Annotated in this window: 17 protein-coding genes; 8 read left to right on the top strand and 9 right to left on the bottom strand. The window is 61.9% G+C overall.

Annotation, left to right across the window (positions count from 1 at the left end; translation table 11 throughout):
* Positions 1-26: 26 nt before the first annotated feature.
* Entirely contained in the window at positions 27-713 is a 687-nt protein-coding gene (locus tag AOA62_RS28445; RefSeq protein ID WP_099550335.1) for a YggS family pyridoxal phosphate-dependent enzyme, read from the bottom strand.
* A 57-nt stretch (positions 714-770) separates the two neighbouring features.
* Between AOA62_RS28445 and AOA62_RS28450 the strand changes: the two genes are divergently transcribed.
* Complete coding sequence (locus tag AOA62_RS28450; RefSeq protein ID WP_099550336.1) at positions 771-1,805, top strand: type IV pilus twitching motility protein PilT; 1,035 nt, start codon at positions 771-773, stop codon at positions 1,803-1,805.
* 130 nt (positions 1,806-1,935) lie between these two features.
* Here AOA62_RS28450 and AOA62_RS28455 read toward each other — a convergent pair whose 3' ends face one another.
* Positions 1,936-2,571 (bottom strand): C40 family peptidase, encoded by a 636-nt coding sequence (locus tag AOA62_RS28455; RefSeq protein ID WP_017139450.1) that lies wholly within the window; start codon positions 2,569-2,571, stop codon positions 1,936-1,938.
* A gap of 249 nt (positions 2,572-2,820) precedes the next feature.
* Between AOA62_RS28455 and AOA62_RS28460 the strand changes: the two genes are divergently transcribed.
* A complete protein-coding gene (locus AOA62_RS28460) occupies positions 2,821-3,249 on the top strand; it encodes a TM2 domain-containing protein (RefSeq protein WP_099550337.1) in 429 nt (142 codons plus the stop codon).
* 145 nt (positions 3,250-3,394) lie between these two features.
* On the opposite strand, the gene AOA62_RS28465 is transcribed toward AOA62_RS28460, so the two are convergent.
* The 7 genes from AOA62_RS28465 to gshB form a co-directional block, all read right to left on the bottom strand.
* Complete coding sequence (locus AOA62_RS28465) at positions 3,395-4,666, bottom strand: dihydroorotase (protein WP_099550338.1); 1,272 nt, start codon at positions 4,664-4,666, stop codon at positions 3,395-3,397.
* A complete protein-coding gene (locus AOA62_RS28470) occupies positions 4,663-5,667 on the bottom strand; it encodes an aspartate carbamoyltransferase catalytic subunit (RefSeq protein ID WP_056857699.1) in 1,005 nt (334 codons plus the stop codon). The genes AOA62_RS28465 and AOA62_RS28470 overlap by 4 nt, the downstream gene beginning before the upstream one ends.
* Positions 5,668-5,691: 24 nt before the next feature.
* The gene (gene pyrR, locus AOA62_RS28475) at positions 5,692-6,198 is read right to left on the bottom strand and encodes a bifunctional pyr operon transcriptional regulator/uracil phosphoribosyltransferase PyrR (RefSeq protein ID WP_099550339.1); all 507 of its coding nucleotides are present in this window, start codon (positions 6,196-6,198) and stop codon (positions 5,692-5,694) included.
* Positions 6,199-6,280: 82 nt separating this feature from the next.
* Positions 6,281-6,718, bottom strand: coding sequence for a Holliday junction resolvase RuvX (gene ruvX / locus AOA62_RS28480; RefSeq protein ID WP_003195067.1), 438 nt, complete (start codon positions 6,716-6,718; stop codon positions 6,281-6,283).
* Complete coding sequence (locus AOA62_RS28485; protein WP_017139445.1) at positions 6,718-7,287, bottom strand: YqgE/AlgH family protein; 570 nt, start codon at positions 7,285-7,287, stop codon at positions 6,718-6,720. Before AOA62_RS28485 ends, ruvX begins: the two co-directional genes overlap by 1 nt.
* 179 nt (positions 7,288-7,466) lie before the next feature.
* Positions 7,467-8,372, bottom strand: a complete 906-nt coding sequence (locus AOA62_RS28490) for an energy transducer TonB (RefSeq protein ID WP_017139444.1) — start codon at positions 8,370-8,372, stop codon at positions 7,467-7,469.
* A 77-nt stretch (positions 8,373-8,449) separates the two neighbouring features.
* Positions 8,450-9,403, bottom strand: coding sequence for a glutathione synthase (gene gshB, locus AOA62_RS28495; protein WP_099550340.1), 954 nt, complete (start codon positions 9,401-9,403; stop codon positions 8,450-8,452).
* 239 nt (positions 9,404-9,642) lie between these two features.
* On the opposite strand from gshB, the gene pilG reads away from it, so the two are divergent.
* The 6 genes from pilG to AOA62_RS28525 all read left to right on the top strand — a co-directional run bounded on the left by pilG (position 9,643) and on the right by AOA62_RS28525 (position 19,474).
* Entirely contained in the window at positions 9,643-10,050 is a 408-nt protein-coding gene (pilG, locus tag AOA62_RS28500) for a twitching motility response regulator PilG (protein WP_010564379.1), read from the top strand.
* 46 nt (positions 10,051-10,096) lie between these two features.
* Positions 10,097-10,462: a twitching motility response regulator PilH gene (gene pilH, locus AOA62_RS28505; protein WP_017139442.1), complete on the top strand. Its 366-nt coding sequence runs from the start codon at positions 10,097-10,099 to the stop codon at positions 10,460-10,462.
* Positions 10,463-10,474: 12 nt separating this feature from the next.
* Entirely contained in the window at positions 10,475-10,999 is a 525-nt protein-coding gene (locus AOA62_RS28510; protein WP_017139441.1) for a chemotaxis protein CheW, read from the top strand.
* Positions 10,996-13,047, top strand: a complete 2,052-nt coding sequence (locus tag AOA62_RS28515) for a methyl-accepting chemotaxis protein (RefSeq protein ID WP_017139440.1) — start codon at positions 10,996-10,998, stop codon at positions 13,045-13,047. The genes AOA62_RS28510 and AOA62_RS28515 overlap by 4 nt, the downstream gene beginning before the upstream one ends.
* A 159-nt stretch (positions 13,048-13,206) precedes the next feature.
* Positions 13,207-19,026, top strand: coding sequence for an Hpt domain-containing protein (locus AOA62_RS28520; protein ID WP_099550341.1), 5,820 nt, complete (start codon positions 13,207-13,209; stop codon positions 19,024-19,026).
* Complete coding sequence (locus tag AOA62_RS28525) at positions 19,019-19,474, top strand: chemotaxis protein CheW (protein ID WP_017139437.1); 456 nt, start codon at positions 19,019-19,021, stop codon at positions 19,472-19,474. The genes AOA62_RS28520 and AOA62_RS28525 overlap by 8 nt, the downstream gene beginning before the upstream one ends.
* The last annotated feature ends 803 nt before the right edge of the window (positions 19,475-20,277 follow it).

A 20,277-nucleotide genomic window follows, 5' to 3' on the forward strand; every position in this document is an offset into this window, starting at 1 on the left:
CCTTACTTAGAGGGATGTCAGCCATTTTACGGCTGGCCGTAGTCGCGGGCGCCAAACAGGGCGGTACCGATCCGCACCCAGGTGGCCCCTTGGGCGATGGCCGACTCAAGGTCGTGGCTCATGCCCATGGAAAGTGTGTCCAGCGGCAGGTTCAGGCTGGCTTGCAGGTCTTTTACCGCAGCGAAGGCTGCATCTTGTGCAGCGCGATCTTCAGTCGGCTCGGGGATCGCCATCAAGCCACGCAGCTTCAAACGCGGCAGGGCGCTGATTGCAGCGGCCAGGGCCGGCAGGTCGGCGGGTGTACAGCCGGACTTGCTGGCTTCGCCACTCACGTTGACCTGAATGCAGATATTCAGCGGCGGCAGGTCAGTCGGGCGTTGTTCAGACAGGCGTTGCGCGATTTTCAGGCGGTCCACGGAATGCACCCAGGCGAAGTGCTCGGCGATCGCACGAGTCTTGTTCGATTGAATGGGGCCGATGAAGTGCCAACTCAAGGGCAGGTCGGTTAATTCAGCCTGTTTGCCCAAGGCTTCTTGCAGGTAGTTCTCGCCAAAATCTCTCATCCCGGCGGCATAGGCTTCGCGCACGGCCTGGGCCGGTTTGGTCTTGCTCACGGCCAGCAGGTGGATGCTGCTTTCGTCACGTTGCACGGCGTGGGCCGCGGCGCGGATGCGCTGGCTAACCTGGCCAATGTTGTCTGCTATCGTCGACATTCAAGATGCACCCGTGGATATGGAGTCCGCGGCATTCTACTGGAAATGGAAAGCCCTATGGATATCACTGAACTGCTGACGGCCAGCGTGCGCCGTGGCGCCTCCGACCTGCATTTATCGGCTGGCCTGGCGCCAATGCTGCGTGTCGATGGCGAAATCTGGCCATTGGAGGGGCCGGTGCTTTCGCCTACGCAAGTTGCGGACTTATTAAGCCCTTTGCTCAACCAGCACCAACAAAAGGATTTCGAAACATCTCTTGAAACGGATTTTGCGTTCGCGCTGCCGGGCCTGGCGCGGTTCCGCGCAAATGTGTTCCGCCAGGATCGCGGCATGGGCGCAGTGTTTCGCACTATCCCGACCGAAGTGCAAAGCCTGGAAGACCTCGGATTAGGCGAGGTCTTCCGCCGTATCGCGCAGTTGCCGCGCGGCCTGGTACTGGTGACTGGGGCAACCGGCTCCGGCAAGTCGACGACCCTGGCGGCGATGATTGACCACCTCAACCAGCACCGGCGCCAGCACATTCTCACGCTGGAAGACCCGATCGAATTTATCCACAGGCCGAAAATGGCCCTGATCAACCAGCGCCAGGTACACCGCGACACTCATAGTTTTTCGGCGGCGCTGCGCTCGGCCCTGCGTGAAGACCCGGATGTGATTCTGGTGGGCGAGCTGCGTGACCTGGAAACCATCCGCCTGGCACTGACGGCGGCAGAGACCGGGCACTTGGTATTGGGCACGCTGCACACCACTTCAGCGGCAAAGAGCGTGGATCGGCTGGTGGATGTGTTCCCTGCGGGGGAAAAAGCCATGGTGGGCGCCATGCTGTCGGAGTCGCTGCAGGCGGTGGTGTCCCAGGTGCTGGTCAAGAAGCTCGGCGGCGGCCGGGTGGCGGCGCACGAGATCATGCTGGGCACGCCAGCTATCCGTAACCTGATCCGCGAGGACAAGGTGGCGCAGATGGTCTCGGCGATTCAAACCGGCGGGGCGTTGGGGATGAAAACGCTGGATATGAGCTTGAAGGCGTTGGTCAGCGCAGGGCTGATCAGCCGGGAGGATGCGCGGGGGCTGGCGCGGGTGCCGACAGATATCTGAACGCCGATGAAATCAGTGTGGGAGCTGGCTTGCCTGCGATGACGGTGTGCCAGTCGACAGAGATGTCGCCTGGCAGTTCGATATCGCAGGCAAGCCAGCTCCCACATTTTGTAGTGCATTCAGCCTGGGATCAGCGCTGAACAACCCGCAGGTTATTCTGCTCTTTAGGCAGAACACGCTTGGCAATCACGTAGTTCTTGTCCCAGAACGGCTTTTTCAGTGTGTCGATGCTCACCGACTTGCCACGGCGCGGTGCGTGGATAAAGCGGTCGTTGCCCAGGTAGATAGCAACGTGGTTGACCTGGCGGCTCTTGAGTTTGAAGAACAACAGGTCGCCCGGTTTTAAATCCTTGCGATCAACCTTCAAGCCGTGGCCGGCAGCCATGGCGTTGGAGGTGCGGGGCAAATCCACCGCTTTTACATCATTAAACGCATATTTCACCAAACCGCTGCAGTCGAACCCTTTACTTGGGCTGCTGCCGCCCCAACGATAAGGGGTACCGAGCACGTTAACGGCACGGCTGAGGACATTGCTGCTTTGTTTGGTGTTGACGGCCAGTTGGGTGTGGATCGCTTTACCGTGGGCCTTGCTCACTTGAGTCGGGCGGTTGACGGTCAGCTTTACCGACTTGGCAGTGCTGGGTGTGCTGTGAACTTTAGGGGTGAAACCGTTAACGTTAGGAAGACGTTGCTCACGATTGGTGGCGTGGGCGGCCAGTGGCATTAATAGGCAAATGGTTAGCCATGTCTTGAAAAATGGTCGCATTAGGCGTGGCTCTTTTAGGTTTGCGCGCAACTTTATAACAGCTTTTTGTGTCGTTCTCAGGCCGTTTGTCGACTGAACTCTGGGGTCAAACTCAGGAAAAACGCGACGAATTGCCGCTATTGTCCTACAGAAGTCAGGTGGCATAAGGCTTTGCGGGAGGGAAGATACCATTTGCCGTGCGTCGGGCGCCCGTAAAAAAGTCACAAAGAAAATGAAAAAATTTATCTATCGAGGCAAAAGAGGTACTCCATGAACACCTATCGACAGGATGTTGCGCAGCAAGACACCCACAGCAAGGTGATCGGTTACCTGCTTTGGATTTTTGGTTTTACCGGGGCGCATCGCTTCTATTACGGCAAACCCGTGACCGGAACGATCTGGTTTTTCACCTTCGGCCTGTTCGGTATCGGTTGGCTGATCGACTTGTTCCTGATCCCGGCCATGGACCGTGAAGCAGACCTGCGTTTTACCGCCGGTCCGATCGAATACAACGTGGCCTGGATTCTGTTGGCGTTCCTGGGTGTATTCGGCTTGCACCGCATGTACCAGGGCAAATGGATCACCGGCCTGATCTACCTGCTGACCGGCGGTTTGTTCCTGATCGGTGTGCTGTATGACTTCTGGACGTTGAATACGCAGATTTCGATCCGCAATGCCGAGCGCAGTGCTGGACGATAAAGCACTTAAGTCATGTAGAGATGCAAATGTGGGAGCTGGCTTGCCTGCGATAGCATCACCTCGGTAGGGATGAAAGACCGAGGTGTCCGCATCGCAGGCAAGCCAGCTCCCACATTGACCGTGCCTACACTAGCTGTGTGATCTATCAGGCCTGGTAAGTAATCCGCCCATCCACCAAGGTGTAGCGCACCGTCGCCGGCAGGCTATGGCCGATGAACGGGCAGTTCTCGCCCTTGGACAGCCAGTGTTCCCCGGCAACCGTGGAACTGGCCGGGTCAAACAGCACCAGATCCGCCGCCGAACCCACCGCCAACTTGCCCGCCGGAAGGCGTAGGGCCTCGGCAGGGCCAGCGCTCAGGCGGGCGAGCAGTGTCGGCAAGTCCAGCAAGCCGTCTTCCACCAGCGTCATCGCCAGTGGCAACAACAGCTCTACGCTGCTGATGCCCGGCTCTGTTGCGCCAAACGGTGCCAGCTTGGCATCCCGTTCGTGGGGCTGGTGATGGCTGGAAATCGCCGAAACCACACCCGACTTCACCGCCGCCCGCAAACCTTCACGGTCGGCCAGCGTGCGCAGCGGCGGCTGCACGTGATACAGGCTGGAGAAGTCGATCAACGCCTCATCGGTCAAAATCAGCTGATACAACGCCACATCCGCCGTCACCGGCAGGCCGCGCGCTTGCGCCTGGGCGATCAACGCCACGCCGCGTGCGCTGGTGAGCTGGCTGAAGTGCGCGCGTACGCCGCTTTGCTCCACCAACAACAGGTCACGGGCCAGGGCCACGGTCTCGGCAGTTTCCGGAATGCCCGGCAGGCCGAGGAAGCTGGCCACGGCGCCTTCATGGGCCAGGCCGCCTTCGGCCAGGTCGCGGTCCTGGGAGTGGAAGATCACGGTCAGATCGAACGTAGCCGCATATTCCAGCGCACGGCACAGCGTGCGGGTGCTGCGAAAACTCTCCAGGCCGTTGCCGAATGCCACGCAACCGGCGTCACGCAGGGCGATCAGCTCGGCAAGTTGTTCGCCTTCCAGGCCTTTGCTCAGCGCGCCGATGGGGAACACTTTGCAATTACCGGCTTCACGGGCGCGGTCGAGGATCAACTCGGTCACCGCCGAAGTGTCCAGGATCGGCTTGGTGTGTGGCGGGCAGCACAGGCTGGTGACGCCACCGGCTGCGGCCGCACGGGTTTCGCTGGCGATGCTGCCTTTGCGGCTGTAACCCGGCTCGCGCAGGGCGACGTTCAGGTCCACCAGGCCAGGCGCGGCCACCAGGCCGTTGGCATCGATACTCTGGCTGGCGCTGAAGCCTGCGGGCGCGGCGCCAATGGCGATGAGCTTGCCGGCTTCCAGGTGAAGGTCGGTGACTTGATCCAGCCCGCTGGCCGGATCGATAACGCGAGCGCCAAGAATGCTGAGCTTCACTGGGCGTTCTCCTGCTCGAATTGACGTTGCGCGGTTTGCCCGCTCATGGCCATGGACAACACGGCCATGCGGATGGCGATGCCATAAGTCACCTGGTTGAGGATCACCGACTGCGGGCCATCGGCCACTGCCGATTCAATCTCCACGCCACGGTTGATCGGGCCTGGGTGCATCACGATGGCATCCGGCTTGGCGCCGGCCAAACGCGCGGTAGTCAGCCCGAACAGGCGGTAGAACTCGCCTTCGCTCGGCAGCAGGCCACCGGACATGCGCTCACGTTGCAGGCGCAGCATGATCACCACGTCCACATCCTTGAGGCCTTCGGTCATGTCGGTGTAGACCTTCACGCCGTATTGCTCGATGCCGATCGGCAGCAGGGTTTTCGGCGCGATCACGCGAATGTCCGGGCAGCCGAGGGTTTTCAGGGCCAGCATGTTCGAGCGCGCCACCCGCGAGTGCAGGATGTCGCCGACGATGGCCACCGAGAGGTTTTCAAAGCTGCCCTTGTGCCGACGAATAGTGAGCATGTCCAGCATGCCCTGGGTCGGGTGGGCGTGGCGGCCGTCGCCGCCGTTGATGATTGCCACCTGCGGGCACACATGTTCGGCGATGAAATGCGCGGCGCCGGAGTCGCCGTGGCGTACCACGAACATGTCGGCGGCCATGGCTTCCAGGTTGCGCAGGGTGTCGAGCAGGGTTTCGCCCTTGCTCGCCGACGAGGTGGACACGTTCAGTGTGATCACGTCGGCCGACAGCCGCTGGGCCGCCAGTTCAAAGGTGGTGCGGGTGCGCGTGGAGTTCTCGAAGAACACATTGCAGATGGTTTTGCCACGCAGCAGCGGGACTTTCTTCACCGCCCGGCCACCGACTTCGAGGAACGAGTCGGCGGTGTCGAGGATTTCGGTGAGCAGTTCGCGGGGCAAACCGTCGAGGGACAAGAAGTGTTGCAACTGGCCCTGAGCATTGAGCTGCAGCGGGCGCTTGGCATCTAGAGGCGTCATCGCGGGGACTCTGTACAAGGCGGTTTAAAGGGCAAGGTCTTGCAGTTCGAGTTCGAGCGGCGTGGGACCGGACAATTTTACCCGTTGATGGGCTTGCAGCGACAGCGTTGCGCCAACCACGTCCGGGCTGATCGGCAATTCGCCGGCGTCCAGGTCCAGCAGGCATACGAGGGTCACACTGGCCGGGCGGCCGTAGTCGAACAGCTCGTTAAGGGCGGCGCGGATGGTGCGGCCGCTCATCAGCACGTCGTCGATCAGCACCAGATGCTGGCCTTCGACCTCAAACGGCAGTGCCGAGGGCTGCACTTGCGGGTGCAGGCCATTCTGGCTGAAGTCGTCGCGGTAAAAGGACACGTCCAGGGTGCCCAGCGGCGAATCGCTGCCCAGCTCTTCCAGTAGCGCCTGGGCCACCCACACACCACCAGTGCGGATGCCGATAAAACGCGGCTCGCTGATGGCGCGGTGTTCCAAGTGGGCCTTAAGGCGAATCGCCATCTGGCTGATCAGTTCGGTGGGATTGGGCAGGCTCATGGTGGCTCCTTCTAGGCCTTGCGCAGCGAGGTGCGCACAAGGTCCGGGCTCAAACGTAAAAAGACGCGGCAAGCCGCGTCAGTCAGGATTCAAATAAAGCGGTGTTTTCATCCAGCCAGCCCTGCAGCAACAGGGCGGCGGCAATGGCGTCCACGGGGTTGTCGCGGTAGCTGCCTTTTTGCCCGCCACGGTCGCGGCGTTCACCCTTGGCTTCAAAGGTGGTCAGGCGTTCATCGTGGGTATAGAAGGGCAGGTTGTAGCGGCCATTGAGGCGGCGGGCGAATTTTTCCGCGCGCAGGCACATGTCGCTGGGGGTGCCGTCCATGTTCAACGGCAGGCCGACCACCACAGCATCGGGCTTCCACTCTTTAATGAGGGCTTCGACCTGGTTCCAGTCCGGCACGCCGTTCTGGGCTTTCAAGGTACACAGCTCGCGGGCCTGGCCGGTAATCACCTGGCCGACCGCTACGCCGATCTGTTTGGTGCCGTAGTCAAAACCGAGGATCAAGCGCAAAGCCATCAGGCGTGCCCCGCCTGGCTGGTCAGCAGGCTGAGGTTGACCCGAAGCTTGGCGGCAGCTGCTTCCAGGCGCAGCTCACTGGCGGTGTTGAACAGGATGTCGGCGTCAAACGGGCAGGTCAGCCAGGCATTGCTGGCCAGTTCGGCTTCCAGTTGCCCGGCTTCCCAACCGGCATAGCCGAGGGTGATCACGCTTTGCTCGGGGCCGACGCCGTCGGCGATGGCAAACAACACGTCCTGGGAGGTCGACAGTGACACGCCTTCAAGGTCTACCGTGGCCTGAAACTTCGGCCCGGTGGGGTGCAGCACAAAGCCACGATCGGTCTGCACCGGCCCGCCGATGTAGATCGGCACGCCCTGGCAACGCGCCGGTGGGTCGATCTCGGGGCGCAGTTGCTCAAGGATATCGGCCAGGTTCAGCTCTTGCGGGCGGTTGACCACCAACCCCATTGCACCATTGGCCGTGTGCTCGACGATGTAGGTCAAGGTCTGCGCAAAGTTCGGGTCGGCCATATGGGGCATGGCGATCAGGAATTGGTGCTTGAGGTAGGTCGGGCTGACATTTTTCATGCCCACTAGTGTGGCGTTGGAGGGGCGAACTGACAAGCTGGAGTTAGTGATCACTCCGCGTCGCGCTCTTAAAAGTGGACGCGGAGCGTCCTGAGATGCATTCCCACGCAGAGCGTGGGAACGATCCTTATCCTTCATTAAAGGATGTACTTCGTACCTGTGGCGAGGGGGAACGATCCTCAGTTGCTCGACAGCCGATCGCCCCTGGCGAACTTCCAGGTGCGGATGATTTCCAGGCGGTCGATGTCGTTCAAGTCACCGGTAAACGGCGCGAAAGGCGCAGCCAGGCGCACGATGCGCTGGGCAGCCTGGTCCAGCAGCGGCTGGCCGGACGACTCCAGCACCTGCACTTCATAAAGCGAGCCGTCGCGGTTGATCGACACCAGAAGACGCAAATTGCCGTAAATCTGCTGACGCCGCGCCTCATCCGGGTAGTTGAGGTTACCGATGCGCTCGACCTTCTTGCGCCACTCGTCCTTATACCAGGCGCCTTTGTCGCGCATGGTTGACGCGGCATTCAGGCGGTAGATGCGCGGGCGTTTAGCGTATAGCTGCTGTTCATTGGCCAGTTCGGCTTCGAGGCTGGAGATCTGGTCGGAGAGCTGCGAACTGTCGAACGTCGGCGCAGGCTTCACCGGCTCAGGCGTAGGTTCGGTCTTGGCTTTCTCGCGCTGGGTCGCAGCTTTTTGCGGTTTGGGCGCAACGGTGGTCACGGCGGCCTTGGGCGCGGCCTGCTTGACCTCGGGCTTGGGGGCGGGTGGGGGCGTGACTTTATTGACCTTGTTGTCCTGGAAAGGCGCCACTTCGGTGGTCTTGGGCACGGCCTTCTTGTCGAGGGTGCCGCTGCCTTGCTGGTTGTCCTGGGCAAGAAAATCGGCCTTTTCGGGCTTCTTTTCGCTCTTGAACGTGGCGAGGGTGATTTCCAGGGTTTTGCTGATCTGCTTGGGCTCGACGTAGGTGAAGCCCAGGCCGAGCAGTAGGGCGAGGTGGATCAAGGCGGCCAGGAACAGGGTAAATCCGAGCCGATCAGCCGGGCGCACGCCGCTGTGGGAGAGTTCGTAGGGCAGATCGGACGGGAGTGTCATGACAAAAAAACCAACATCGCGCGTTTCACAGGTGGCGCATGATAACGCAATGTTGGTTTATGTCCGGCTGTTCTATGTCACTTGGCTTGTAGCTTGCGCTCAATGGCCGCCATCAGCATTTCGCCGATGTTCGTGCCAAATGCATTGTCGATCTCGCGAATACAGGTCGGGCTGGTGACGTTGATTTCGGTGAGGTTCTCACCAATTACGTCTAGTCCTACAAATAGCAGGCCTTTTTCCCGCAGGGTTGGGCCAACCTGAGAGGCGATCCAACGGTCTTTGTCCGACAACGGGCGTGCTTCACCGCGACCACCGGCCGCCAGGTTGCCACGGGTCTCGCCGGCTGCCGGAATACGCGCCAGGCAGTAATCCACCGGTTCGCCGTCGATCATCAGGATGCGTTTGTCGCCATCCTTGATCGCCGGAATATAAGCCTGGCCCATGATCTGCTGGGTGCCCAGCGCGGTCAGGGTTTCCAGGATCACCGACAGGTTGGGGTCGCCGGCGCGGTGACGGAAGATCGACGTGCCGCCCATGCCGTCCAGCGGTTTGAGGATCACATCACCGTGTTTGGCGGCGAATTCACGCAGCACGTCGGCGCGGCGGCTGACCACGGTCGGCGGCGTGCACTGCGGGAACAGCGTGGCGAACAGCTTTTCATTGCAGTCGCGCAGGCTTTGCGGCTTGTTGACGATCAGCACACCGGCGCGCTCGGCCTGCTCCAGCAGGTAGGTGGAGTAGACGAACTCCATGTCGAACGGCGGGTCTTTGCGCATCAGGATCACGTCCAGATCGCTTAGCGGGCTGTCGATCTCGTCCGCCAGTTCGAACCACTTCTCAGGGTTGGCAAACACCTGCAGCGGGCGCATGCGCGCGCGGGCCTCGCCGTCGCCCTGGTAAAGATCGCGCTGCTCCATATAAAACAGGGTCCAGCCGCGGGCCTGGGCGGCCAGGAGCATGGCCAGCGAGCTGTCCTTTTTATAGGAAATGCTGGCGATAGGGTCCATGACAATGCCGACGCGAACGCTCATGGGGGATTTCCTCTAGCAAATTAGGGCGCATAAAAGTGGCGTCAGAGTGGCGCTGCGGCTGTTGTGGGTCAAGGAAAAACCACCTGGCCGGTTGCTCGATAGATTGCGCCCGGAGACTGTGCTAAAAAGACTGCCACGGCGCAGCAGCCCTTGAATTCCAAGGCTTGCGGCGCTCATCCTGTGCAACATCAGGCAGTACACACCGAAAACCGATTCGCTGTGGCGATGGTAGAGCAGATATGGAACAGCATTCCAACGCCTTGAGAGTGATGGTGATCGATGATTCAAAAACGATCCGCCGCACCGCCGAGACGCTGTTGAAGAACGTGGGCTGCGATGTGATCACGGCTATCGACGGTTTCGATGCCCTGGCCCGGATTGTTGATCATCACCCGCACATTATCTTTGTCGACATCATGATGCCGCGCCTGGATGGCTATCAGACCTGCGCCCTGGTGAAGAACAACCCGGCGTTCAAGTCGATCCCGGTGATCATGCTGTCTTCTAAAGACGGCCTGTTCGACAAGGCCAAGGGGCGCATCGTTGGTGTCGATCAGTTTTTGACCAAGCCTTTCAGCAAGGAAGAACTGCTGGGCGCAATCAAGGCTTACGTGCCTGGGTTTGCCGCAGTAGAACAAGCACACTGACGCCGCCTCACAAGGGCTGGCGCCGACCAATGTAGTGGGGAAAACCATGGCACGCGTTCTGATCGTCGACGATTCGCCGACTGAAATGTACAAACTCACCGGCATGCTGGAAAAGCACGGCCACGTGGTGCTCAAGGCCGAAAACGGCGCGGACGGCGTGGCCCTGGCCCGCCAGGAAAAACCCGACGCCGTGCTGATGGACATCGTGATGCCGGGCCTCAACGGCTTCCAGGCTACCCGCCAACTGTCCAAGGAGCCGGAAACCAACGGCATTCCGATCATCATCATCACCACCAAGGATCAGGAAACCGACAAAATCTGGGGCGCGCGCCAGGGTGCCAAGGATTACCTGACCAAGCCTGTGGACGAAGACACCCTGATCGCCACCTTGAACAAGGTGCTGGCCGGCTAAAGGCTCGCGATCATGACCGAGTCGCAAACCGCCTTCGAGCTGCTGCTGGACATCGACCGCCGCTGCCGCCTGCTGGCCGCCGACCTGCCGTCCCAGGAAGCTCGCCTGCAACGCTGGAGCGGGATCGGCTTTCGCCTGGGGCCACACTGGTACGTGGCGCCGATGGGCGAAGTCGCCGAAGTGCTGCATGAGCCGCGTTGCACCTTGATGCCCGGCGTCAAGCCGTGGGTCAAGGGCGTGGCCAACCTGCGTGGGCGTTTGCTGCCGGTGATGGACTTGGGCGGCTTTCTTGGCCTTGAATTGTCCAAGGCACGCAAGCAACGGCGGGTGCTGGTGGTCGAGTACAACGACCTGTTTGTCGGGCTGCTGGTAGACGAGGTGGTGGGCATGCAGCATTTCGCACAAGACGCTTTGTTGACCAGCGCCGCACCCGGCGCGCCGTTTATCCTCGGCCAGTTCGACGGCGACCCGCTGTGGCAGGTCTTCAGCCCCTTCGCTCTGGCCCAGGCCCCAGGCTTCATGGATGTTGCCGCATGACCACCGTCACCACGCCCAAACCCCAGGCCGCATCGCGCAGCCGCTCACAGATCATCGTGCTGTTTATTGCGCTGATCGTGTTCATCATGCTGTTGTTCGCCAACTTCGCGTACCTCAACACTCAGTCCACCTATGACAAGCAGTACATCGGCCACGCCGGTGAGCTGCGTGTGCTGTCCCAACGCATCGCCAAAAACGCCACCGAGGCCGCTGCCGGCAAGGCCGCCGCGTTCAAATTGCTGGGCGATGCGCGCAACGACTTTGCCCAGCGCTGGGGCTACCTGAAAAAAGGTGATACCGAAACCGGCCTGCCCGCCGCGCCCAGTGCGGTTCGTGCGGAAATGCGCGCGGTGCAGACCGACTGGGAAGCGCTGCTGAAAAACACCGACGCGATTCTCGCCAGCGAACAAACCGTGTTGTCCCTGCATCAAGTGGCCGCGACCCTCGCCGAAACCGTGCCGCAATTGCAGATGGAATCGGAAAAGGTCGTCGATATCCTGCTGCAACGTGGCGCACCGGCCAGCCAGGTAGCGTTGGCTCAACGCCAATCGCTGTTGGCCGAACGTATTCTCGGCGCGGTCAACACCGTGCTGGCGGGCGACGAAACCGCCGTGCAAGCCGCCGATGCCTTTGGCCGCGATGCCAGCCGCTTCGGTGTGGTGCTCAACGGCATGCTCAATGGCAACCCGGGCTTGCGCATTACCCAGGTCGAAGACCATGACGCGCGCGCGCGGCTGGCGGAAATTTCGGAGCTGTTCGAGTTTGTCTCCGGCTCCGTGGATGAAATCCTCGAAACCTCGCCGCAGCTGTTCCAGGTGCGGGCCTCGGCGAGCAATATCTTCAACCTGTCGCAAACCCTGCTCGATGAGGCCTCGCACCTGGCCACCGGTTTTGAAAACCTCGCCAGCGGGCGAAGTTTCGACACCATTGGTGGCTACGTGCTGGGTTTGCTGGCACTGGCCTCGATCATTCTGATCGGCCTGGTGATGGTGCGCGAAACCAACCGCCAACTGCATGAAACCGCCGAGAAGAACGAGCGCAATCAGAACGCGATCATGCGCCTGCTCGATGAAATCGAAGACCTGGCCGATGGCGACCTCACCGTGACCGCCTCGGTCACCGAGGACTTCACCGGCACCATCGCCGACTCCATCAACTACTCCGTCGACCAACTGCGCGATCTGGTCGCGACCATCAACCTCACCGCCGGGCAAGTGGCCGGTGCGGTGCAGGACACCCAGGCCACCGCCATGCACCTGGCCCAGGCTTCGGAGCATCAAGCCCAGCAGATCGCCGAAGCCTCCACGGCGATCAACCAGATGGCCCAGTCCATCGATCAAGTGTCGGCCAACGCCGCCGAATCTTCGGCCGTGGCGGAGCGCTCGGTGGAAATCGCCAACAAGGGCAACGAGGTGGTGCACAACACCATCCATGGCATGGACAACATCCGCGAACAGATCCAGGACACCGCCAAGCGCATCAAACGCCTGGGCGAATCTTCCCAGGAGATTGGCGATATCGTCAGCCTGATCGACGACATTGCCGACCAGACCAACATCCTCGCCCTCAACGCCGCCATCCAGGCGAGCATGGCCGGTGACGCCGGGCGCGGTTTTGCGGTGGTGGCCGACGAAGTACAGCGGCTGGCCGAGCGCTCATCCGCCGCCACCCGGCAAATCGAAACCCTGGTGCGGGCGATTCAGGCCGACACCAATGAAGCGGTTATCTCCATGGAACAAACCACCACCGAAGTGGTGCGTGGCGCACGGCTGGCCCAGGACGCCGGGGTGGCGCTGGAAGAGATCGAAGGCGTGTCGAAAACCCTGGCGGCGTTGATTCAGAGCATCTCCAATGCGGCGCAGCAACAGACCTCATCGGCGGGGCAGATTTCGCTGACGATGAATGTGATTCAGCAGATCACCACGCAGACGTCGTCGGGTTCCACGGCCACGGCGGAAAGCATCGGCAACCTGGCGAAGATGGCCAGTCAGTTGCGCCGGTCGGTGTCGGGTTTCACTCTGCCGCCGCCTAAACAGGCCGATGATTGAAATGCTATCTGATGTGGGAGCTGGCTTGCCTGCGATAGCGGTGGGTCAGTTGCACAGGTATCACCTGACAGTCCGCCATCGCAGGCAAGCCAGCTCCCACAGGTGATCTCGATTGTTCTTGGCAACACCAGCAACTCATAAATTTTAAGCGGAGCAGTTATGGTTGATCGGCACGACTACGTGGCCCTTGAATGGGTCAAGGGCGACATTGCCGAAACCCTGAAGCAGGCCCGTTCGGCGCTGGATGCGTTTGTCGAAACCCACGACAGCGACGCCATCGCCGAGTGCCTGGCCGCCATCCACCAAGTGCATGGCGCGCTGCAAATGGTCGAGTTCTACGGTGCGGCGTTGCTCGCCGAAGAAATCGAAGAATTGACCCTGGCCCTGCAAGCCGAGCGCGTCGGCCAGCGCGATGAAAGCATCCGCCTGCTGCAACAAGCCCTCAGCCAATTGCCGTTGTATCTGGACCGCGTACACAGCGCCCGCCGCGACCTGCCGCTGGTGGTGTTGCCGCTGCTCAACGACCTGCGCAGCGCCCGCGGCGAAAGCCTGTTGTCGGAAACCAGTCTGTTCAGCCCGCAACTGCTGTCGATTGCACCGTTGCCCGACGAAGCCCTGGCCCAGCGCGCAGTGCCAGAACTGCACGAACAATTGCACCAGTGGCACAAATTGCTCCAACAAGCCTTGGCCGGCCTGCTGCGCGAAGACCATGGCCCGAGCAACCTGGAAGACATGGCGCGGGTGTTTGCGCGCCTCGAAGCGCTGTGCCAGGGCGCGCCGCTGTTGCCGTTGTGGCAAGTCACCTCGGCGCTGGTCGAAGGCATGCTCACCGGCGTGATCGCCAACAGCCCGGCGCTGCGCAGCCTGCTCAAGGCCAGCGACAAGCAACTCAAGCGCCTGCTGGCCCAGGGCATCGGCGGTATCAACCAGCCGGCGCCCGACGAACTGCTCAAGAGCCTGCTGTTTTATGTGGCCAAGGTCACTCGTCCGACGCCGCGCATGCAAAGTCTCAAGGAACGCTACGGCCTGGATGAGGCCTTGCCCGACAGTGCCGTGGTCGATGCCGAACGGGCGCGGCTGGCCGGGCCGGATCGCAATGCCATGGGGTCGGTGCTTGGCGCATTGTGTGAGGAACTGGTGCGGGTCAAGGAGCGCCTCGACTTGTTCGTGCGCAGCGACCGCCAACACACCGACGACCTGGATGCGCTGCTGGCGCCATTGCGGCAGATCGCCGATACCTTGGCCGTGCTGGGCTTCGGCCAGCCGCGCAAGGTGATCATCGACCAGCTCGCCGTGGTGTTGAGCCTGGTGCAAGGTCACCGCGAACCCAACGACGCCGTACTGATGGACGTCGCCGGCGCCTTGCTCTATGTCGAGGCCACGCTGGCCGGCATGGTCGGCACCGTCGAACCGGAAAGCCGCGAAGAAAGCCGCCTGCCCACCACCGACCTGACGCAGATTCATCAACTGGTGATCCGCGAGTCCTGCCAATGCCTGCGCCAAGCCAAAGAGCTGGTGATCGACTGCATTGAAGCCGACTGGGACCGCCAACGCCTGGAATCCCTGCCGGAGCTGCTCAGCCAGGTGCGCGGCGCCTTGGCGATGATTCCACTGCCACGCGCAGCGAGCCTGATGCGGGGTTGCACCGATTACGTCGACGAACAGTTGATGGTCAACGACGCGCCGCCGACCCAGGCGCAGTTGGCGCATTTCGCCGACGTGATCAGCAGCCTTGAGTATTACCTGGAACGCATGCTCCAGGACCCTGACGCCGCTGGCGAACGCGTGCTGGAACTGGCCACCCAAGGCTTGGCCGCGCTCGGTTACCTGCCCGCCGAAAAGCCCTGGCGTCAGGCGCTGGTTGCGCCGGATGGCGCATTGTCGGCCGACAGCACGCCGAGCCAGTCCCAGTTCGATGCCTTGGCCAGCCCGATCACGCGCCTGAATCCGCCGGCGCTGCATCGCCCCGGCAGTTTGCTGCCGCCGCCGGCCGATGAAGAACCCATCGACGATGAGCTGCGCGAAGTCTTCCTCGAAGAAACCGACGAAGTCCTCGACGTGCTACACCGCCATCTGCCCAACAGCGCCGACAAAACTGCTCAAGGCGAAATGCGCCGGGCTTTTCACACGCTCAAAGGCAGCGGCCGCATGGTCCGTGCCCTGGTGCTGGCCGAACTGGCCTGGGCGGTGGAAAACCTGCTCAATCGCGTGCTCGAACGCAGCGTGGCCCTCAGCTCCGATGTGCAACACGTACTGGATGAAGCGGTGGCCCTGCTGCCCGAATTGATCGCCGACTTCGCCACCGACGACCAACACCAGCGCGATGAAGTCGACGCCCTGGCCGCCCGTGCCCATGCCCTAGCCAGTGGCACTGCAACAGCCACCGCCGAGCCGCACGACCCAATGCTGCTGGAGATCTTCCGCAACGAAGCCCAGAGCCACCTGGAGAGCATCAACCGCTTCCTGCAACAGGCCGCCGAGCATGTGCCGCTGCAAGTCAGCGATGAGCTGCAACGTGCCCTGCACACCCTCAAAGGCAGTGCCTACATGGCCGGTGTGCTGCCGATTGCCGAACTGGCGCGGCCGCTGGATCACCTGACCCGCGAATACAAGGCCCACCGCCTGCCGCTGGACCTGGACGAAGTGGAGCTGTTGCTGGAAGCCGAAGGCTTGTTCCAGCGCGGCCTGCACCAACTGGACAGTGACCCGCTGGTGCCAATCAAGGGCGCGCCGGACCTGATCAGCCGCACTCAAAGCCTGCTCGACCAACAACTGCAAGCCTTGCTCGACGCGCCGAACACGGGCCTGCGTATCAAACGCGACCCGCAGTTGATCGCCAACTTCCTGGCCCAAGGCATGGACATTCTGCTCGACGCCGAAAGCCTGTTGCGCCGCTGGCAGCAGCACCCCGGTGAGCGTCAGGAACTCACCGCACTGCTGGACGAGTTGACCACCTTGGGCGAGGGCGCGCATATCGCCGACCTGCACAGCATCGACGAACTCTGTGAAGCTTTGCTTGACCTGTACGGGGCGGTGGAGGAGAGCAGCCTGGCGGTCAGCGAGCGGTTTTTCCAAGAAGCCGAACAGGCCCATGACGCGCTGATCAACATGCTCGACCAGTTGGCTGCGGGGCAGGAAATCAGCCCGGCGCCGGCGCGGGTGCAGGCCCTGCGCGAATTGCTCGATGAAGCCCTCGACCCGTCGGCCACCGGTCTGATCAAAAGCGACGGCAGTCGTGCCCTCAGCATCGCTGAATTGGGCGCGGCCACGGCGCAGTTGAACCAGGACACGGCAATGGACGATGAGATCGTCGAGATTTTCCTCGAAGAAGCCGTGGACATCCTCGACAGCGCCGGCCAGTCGCTCAAACGTTGGCTGCTGGAGCCCGGCAGCGCAGCGCCGTTGTCTTCGTTGCAGCGCGACTTGCACACCCTCAAGGGTGGCGCGCGCATGGCCGAAATCGGCCCGATTGGCGACCTGGCCCATGAGCTGGAAGGCCTCTACGAAGGCCTGGTAGACCGCCGTTACAGCTACTCCACCGAGTTGTCCCAAGTGTTGATGGCCAGTCACGAGCGGCTGGCCTTGCAACTGGATCAACTGCAAGACCAGCAACCGCTGAGTGACTCCAGCGACTTGATCGCGCAACTGCGCGAGTTGCGCCACAGCAGCACGCCCGTAGCCGCGGCCACAGCACCCGAAGTGGCGACCGCCGACCCCGAGTTGCTGGAAATTTTCCTCGAAGAAGCCGCCGACATTCTCGACAGCTCCGGCAGCGCGCTGGTGCGTTGGCAGGCCGAGCCGAACAATCGCCAGGAAGTGGAAACCCTGCTGCGCGACCTGCACACCCTCAAGGGCGGTGCACGCATGGTCGAGATCGGGCCGATTGGCGATCTGGCCCATGAGCTGGAGTTTCTCTACGAAGGGCTGTCCGCTGGTTTGCTCGCGCCGTCGCCGGAACTGTTTTCGCTGCTGCAAGGTTGCCACGACCGCTTGGCGCAGATGATCGACGCGGTGGCAGACGGTTTACCGGTGGGCTCGGTGGACAAGCTGATCGAGCGGATCAAGAGCCTGGTACACCCGAGCGATGAGCCGCTGGCGCCGGTTGCACTGCCCGCCGGTAAGGCCGAAGCGGCTATGGACCCGGCTGCGGACATGGTGAAAATCTCCGCCGACTTGCTCGATGACCTGGTCAACCTGGCCGGTGAAACCTCGATTTTCCGGGGGCGCATCGAGCAGCAGGTCAACGATGCGCGCACGGCCCTCAGCGAGGTCGAAACCACTATCGAGCGCATGCGCGACCAATTACGCCGCCTCGACAGCGAAACCCAGGGTCGTATCCTCAGCCGCCAGCAAGCCGAGGCCGAGCGCCTGGGTTATGAAGAGTTTGACCCGCTGGAAATGGACCGCCATTCGCAGTTGCAGCAACTGTCCCGTGCGCTGTCCGAGTCCGCTTCCGACCTGCTGGACCTCAAGGAAACCCTCGACCGCCGCAACCAGGATGCGCACAACCTGTTGCAGCAACAGGCGCGCATCAACACCGAGTTGCAAGAAGGCCTGATGCGCACGCGCATGGTGCCGTTTGAGCGCATGCTGCCGCGCCTCAAGCGCATCGTGCGGCAGGTTGCAGAGGAATTGGGCAAGGACGTGGAGTTCGTGGTCGGCAATGCCGAAGGCGAGATGGACCGCAACGTGCTCGAACGCATGGTCGCGCCGCTGGAACACATGCTGCGCAACGCCGTCGACCATGGCCTGGAGTCGCGCGAAGCACGTGTGCTGGCGGGCAAACCGGAAAAGGGTCGTATCACCTTGGACCTGACCCACGAAGGCGGCGACATCGTGTTCGATATGCGCGACGACGGCGCCGGCGTACCGCTGGACGCAGTGCGGCGCAAGGCGATCAAGCGCGGCCTGCTCGACCCCCATCAAGAGATCAGCGACCGCGACGTGTTGCAGTTCATCCTGCAGCCGGGCTTTTCGACAGCGGAAAAGATCACCCAGATATCCGGACGCGGCGTGGGCATGGACGTGGTGCACGAAGAAGTGCGCCAGCTTGGCGGCTCGATGGTGATTGACTCCACGCCTGGTGCGGGCGTGCACTTTCGCATTCGCCTGCCGTTTACCGTGTCGGTTAACCGGGCGCTGATGGTGCAGTGCGCGGACGATCAATATGCTATCCCGCTCAACACCATCGAAGGCGTGGTGCGTGTGCTGCCCCACGAGTTGGCTGGGCACTATCAGCAAGACCCGCCGCGTTATGAATATGGCGGCCAGCGTTATGAGTTGTTCTACCTTGGCGACCTGCTGCATACCGTCAGCCGCCCGAAATTGCTCGGCCAATACCAGCCCGTGCCGGTGCTGCTGGTGCAATGCAACGAGCGGCGCGTGGCGGTGCATGTGGATGCCATGGCCGGTACTCGGGAGATTGTAGTGAAGGGCCTGGGGCCGCAGTTCGCGGGCGTGCAGGGGCTGTCCGGCGCGACCATCCTGGGTGATGGCCGCGTGGTGCTGATCATCGACCTGCTTGCGCACATCCGGGCACGTCAACCCGTGTCGCCGGCCCAGGCGGTTGACGCGCCGCTGATCCTCAACGACCCGCTGAAAAAACGCCCGCTGCTGGTGCTGGTGGTGGACGATTCGGTCACCGTGCGCAAAGTTACCAGCCGCCTGTTGGAGCGCAACGGCATGAACGTGCTCACCGCCAAAGACGGCATCGACGCCATCGCCGTACTCGAAGAGCACACCCCGGACCTGATGCTGCTCGACATCGAAATGCCGCGCATGGACGGCTTCGAGGTGGCGATTCAGGTGCGCAACGACCCGCGCCTGATGCGCCTGCCGATCATCATGATCACCTCGCGCACCGGCCAGAAACACCGCGACCGCGCCATGGCCATCGGCGTCAACGACTACCTCGGCAAGCCGTACCAGGAGTCGGTGCTGCTGGAAAGCATCGCCTACTGGAGCAAGTCCCATGCTTGACCACCGCACCAGCCAACTCACTGGCCTGTTGTTGCCCTTGGCTGACCGCCATCTGCTGCTGCCCAATGTGGCCGTGGCCGAGCTGATCGACTTCCAGCGCGGCGAACCGGCCAGCGATGCGCCGCCGTGGTACCTGCGGCAAGTGACGTGGCGTGACCGGCAAATACCCCTGATCAGCTTTGAAGCGGTGTGCGGCGAGGCGATCTTGACCGCCGAGCGCTCGCGCATCGTGGTGCTGAATGCGCTGGGCGGGCGGCCGACGTTGAAGTTTATTGCGCTGGTGATCCAGGGCATTCCCCGCTCGTACAAGCTCGACAGCGAATTGAGCTACGTGGACGTGCCACTCTGCCCGCTGGAACTCGCGGCGGTGCAGGTGGGCGAGCACGTGGCGAAGGTGCCGGATTTGATGGGGTTAGAAGCGCTGTTGGTCGAGTCCGGCCTGGCCTGACGGCGATGATCGTTCCCACGCTCCGCGTGGGAATGCATCCCGTGACGCTCCGCGTCACCCTTGCGCTGGTCTTGAGTCTTGTGCTGCCTGGCGGGACGCGGAGCGTCCCAGGCGGCATACCCACGCGGAGCGTGGGAACGATCCAAATGGCAGAGCTGAGTCAGCTGTTGGTCGACAGAGCACTGGAACACGTCAGCCCTGCCTGAGTAGTCCCAAAAGGGGACCGCTATCTAACTAGCATCACCGAACACATGTGGGAGCTGGCTTGCCTGCGATAGCAGACTGTCAGCCCACAACTTCATTGCTGACCCACCGCCATCACAGGCAAGCCAGCTCCCACAGGGGGCTCTGTGCGGCAGCCTGAAAGTAGCCGCAGGTCGCGGATTACTTGAGATGATCGTTCCCACGCTCCGCGTGGGCATGCATCCCGTGACGCTCCGCGTCACCCTTTCGCTGGTCTTGAGTCTTGTGCTGCCTGGCGGGACGCGGAGCGTCCCAGGCGGCATTCCCACGCGGAGCTTGGGAACGATCCAAATGGCAGAGCTGAGTCAGCTGTTGGTCGACAGAGCACTGGAACACGTCAGCCCTGCCTGAGTAGTCCCAAAAGGGGACCGCTATCTAACTAGCATCACCGAACACATGTGGGAGCTGGCTTGCCTGCGATAGCAGACTGTCAGCCCACAACTTCATTGCTGACCCACCGCCATCGCAGGCAAGCCAGCTCCCACCTTTGATTTTCATTTGGCTTGAATCCAGCATTCACTGATGTTCCGTTACTCCAGCCGTAACGATCCACCGCCGGG

This window comes from Pseudomonas sp. 2995-3, assembly GCF_002742565.1.
GTDB lineage: Bacteria > Pseudomonadota > Gammaproteobacteria > Pseudomonadales > Pseudomonadaceae > Aquipseudomonas > Aquipseudomonas edaphica.

Bases quoted from the DNA above. Each gene is read 5' to 3' on its own strand.
- ruvX (WP_003195067.1), bottom strand. From the start codon at position 6,718: ATGGCTTTGCGCTTGATCCTCGGTTTTGACTACGGCACCAAACAGATC.
- AOA62_RS28460 (WP_099550337.1), top strand. From the start codon at position 2,821: ATGAACACCTATCGACAGGATGTTGCGCAGCAAGACACCCACAGCAAG.
- pilH (WP_017139442.1), top strand. From the start codon at position 10,097: ATGGCACGCGTTCTGATCGTCGACGATTCGCCGACTGAAATGTACAAA.
- AOA62_RS28515 (WP_017139440.1), top strand. From the start codon at position 10,996: ATGACCACCGTCACCACGCCCAAACCCCAGGCCGCATCGCGCAGCCGC.
- pilG (WP_010564379.1), top strand. From the start codon at position 9,643: ATGGAACAGCATTCCAACGCCTTGAGAGTGATGGTGATCGATGATTCA.
- AOA62_RS28450 (WP_099550336.1), top strand. From the start codon at position 771: ATGGATATCACTGAACTGCTGACGGCCAGCGTGCGCCGTGGCGCCTCC.
- AOA62_RS28470 (WP_056857699.1), bottom strand. From the start codon at position 5,667: ATGACGCCTCTAGATGCCAAGCGCCCGCTGCAGCTCAATGCTCAGGGC.
- AOA62_RS28520 (WP_099550341.1), top strand. From the start codon at position 13,207: ATGGTTGATCGGCACGACTACGTGGCCCTTGAATGGGTCAAGGGCGAC.
- AOA62_RS28490 (WP_017139444.1), bottom strand. From the start codon at position 8,372: ATGACACTCCCGTCCGATCTGCCCTACGAACTCTCCCACAGCGGCGTG.
- AOA62_RS28510 (WP_017139441.1), top strand. From the start codon at position 10,475: ATGACCGAGTCGCAAACCGCCTTCGAGCTGCTGCTGGACATCGACCGC.
- AOA62_RS28525 (WP_017139437.1), top strand. From the start codon at position 19,019: ATGCTTGACCACCGCACCAGCCAACTCACTGGCCTGTTGTTGCCCTTG.
- gshB (WP_099550340.1), bottom strand. From the start codon at position 9,403: ATGAGCGTTCGCGTCGGCATTGTCATGGACCCTATCGCCAGCATTTCC.
- AOA62_RS28445 (WP_099550335.1), bottom strand. From the start codon at position 713: ATGTCGACGATAGCAGACAACATTGGCCAGGTTAGCCAGCGCATCCGC.
- AOA62_RS28455 (WP_017139450.1), bottom strand. From the start codon at position 2,571: ATGCGACCATTTTTCAAGACATGGCTAACCATTTGCCTATTAATGCCA.
- pyrR (WP_099550339.1), bottom strand. From the start codon at position 6,198: ATGAGCCTGCCCAATCCCACCGAACTGATCAGCCAGATGGCGATTCGC.
- AOA62_RS28485 (WP_017139445.1), bottom strand. From the start codon at position 7,287: ATGAAAAATGTCAGCCCGACCTACCTCAAGCACCAATTCCTGATCGCC.